Source organism: Gryllotalpicola sp. CP2-P1 (genome assembly GCF_057512245.1).
In genome coordinates this window covers 1-1,215 of the sequence record NZ_JBLRDT010000386.1, presented here as the reverse complement: position 1 = coordinate 1,215, position 1,215 = coordinate 1, and the positions used below count along the sequence as shown (strand labels likewise).

The window sequence follows — 1,215 nt, the reverse complement described above, 5'->3', positions numbered from 1 at the left end:
CCGATCTGCAGCGGTGTCGCCGCGGCGGGTGCCGCGGCCGCCTCGGCCGACGTAGAGACCAGAGCTCTCGGCGTGTGCGCATTTGCGGCCAGCGCCGCGGCCGCGCCGCCACCGGCGGCGACGGCAAGGCCTGCTGAGAGCGTGATGATCCTCCCGGGTCGGTGCATGGTCGGATGCCTCCGTTCCGTTCCCCCTACGGCGGCCGAGGCGGCCGTCATACGAGTGCATTGCCACGACCCCCGAATGCGTTACACGCGATTTTCCGATCGCCGCCGCCGGGCCTGGCGGAGCCGGCATCCGCCCCTACGACGACCGCGTCTCGGGGCGCGTGCCGGCATGCTCGATCATGCGCTCGAGCAGAGCCTGCAACTGCAGCCGCTCCCCCTCGTCGAGGCCGCCGATGAGCGGCGCGAGCGCCTGCTCGAGGTCGGCACGCACTTCCCGCGCGAGCCGCGCGCCGGCTGGCGCGATCGTGACCAGCGCCGCGCGGCGATCGCCGTCATCGGGCACGCGCTGCAGAAGCCCGCGCTTCTCCGCGCGCACGACGAGACCCGACAGGGTCGACTTCTCGAGACCCAGCACCTGCGCGAGCTCGCTCATGCGCAGCCTGCGATCGCGCAGGATTCCGATCGCGCGCGCCTGAGTGAGTGAGAGATCGCGATCGGATGCCGCAGCGCTGAGCACCCCCGTCGTCACGAAGGCGACCTGGGCGAGCGCGTCGATGAGGTCTTCCCGTTCTGCAGCCACGCGGCCAGTGTAGTTGACATGGTTCGTATCACAAACTACTTTGATTCGTGACACGAACTAACCGGAGGTGCGCCATGAAAGCCGCAGTCGTCACCGATTTCTCTCAGCCCCCGCGCTGCACCGACTTCCCCGAGCCGGCCGCCCCGAGCGGCGGCGAACTCGTCGTCGACGTGCTCGCCGCCGGACTGCACCCCCGGGTGCGCTCGCAGGCCGACGGGTCGCACTACACGAGCACCGGAACACTGCCCATGGTTCCCGGCGTCGACGGCGTGGGGCGCGACGCCGAGGGCCGCCTGAGGTACTTCGTGCTCGACGAGCCGGTGCTCGGCGCCATGGCCGAGCGCACCGTCATCGACGCGCGACGCAGCGTCCTGCTGCCCGCGGGAGCCGACCCGGTCGCGGTCGCGGCTGCGGTGAATCCCGTGATGTCCTCGTGGCTCGCCCTCCGCGCACGGGCCGCATTCCAGC

Annotated in this window: 1 protein-coding gene and 1 pseudogene; one reads left to right on the top strand and one right to left on the bottom strand. The window is 71.2% G+C overall.

The features are described 5' to 3' along the window. Positions 1–303 precede the first annotated feature (303 nt). Positions 304–747, bottom strand: coding sequence for a MarR family winged helix-turn-helix transcriptional regulator (locus tag ACM2XV_RS15425; protein WP_487027587.1), 444 nt, complete (start codon positions 745–747; stop codon positions 304–306). A 74-nt stretch (positions 748–821) separates the two neighbouring features. On the opposite strand from ACM2XV_RS15425, the pseudogene ACM2XV_RS15420 reads away from it, so the two are divergent. Continuing rightward, positions 822–1,215, top strand: a pseudogene (locus ACM2XV_RS15420) (quinone oxidoreductase family protein); the annotation flags it as partial.